Here is a 426-nt window from a genome sequence, read left to right as displayed (position 1 = left end):
CTACGTTAACGTACTCAGATTCTTTCCGAAGGTGTTTACCATGACAAGTTTTACATTTGGTTTTTCCGCGAAACCTGGATAACATGACGAGGATTTGAATTTTATAGGCCTTTGCTTCCAATTCGTCAAAAAACTCATTCAAGAATGTGAAAAAGGAGTTGCCTTCGCAGATTAAGTTTTTTTGTTCTTCCGAAAGTTTGAAATAGGGCTTATGAATCGGAAAATCAAATTTATTGGAATTGTTAACCAATTGGTCTCGATACCAACTCATGCTCTCTCCACGCCAAGGCAAAATGGCATTTTCATAGATAGATAAAGCAGTATTAGGAATCACCAAATATTCATCAATACCAATAACATCACCATAGCCTTTACATTTGGGTCAGGCACTGTATGGGATATTGAAACTGAACAAATGGTTATTTG

At 36.4% G+C, this 426-nt stretch carries 1 pseudogene; it reads right to left on the bottom strand.

Annotated features, from left to right (window positions below):
* Positions 1 to 426, bottom strand: a pseudogene (locus ZA07_RS14965) (excinuclease ABC subunit A); the annotation flags it as partial.

Origin of the sequence: Mangrovimonas sp. ST2L15 (assembly GCF_001280515.1) — a bacterium.
GTDB classification, from domain to species: Bacteria; Bacteroidota; Bacteroidia; order Flavobacteriales; family Flavobacteriaceae; genus Mangrovimonas; species Mangrovimonas futianensis.
Note: the sequence above shows the minus strand (reverse complement) of the source record. Positions and strands in the feature narration are given on the sequence as shown.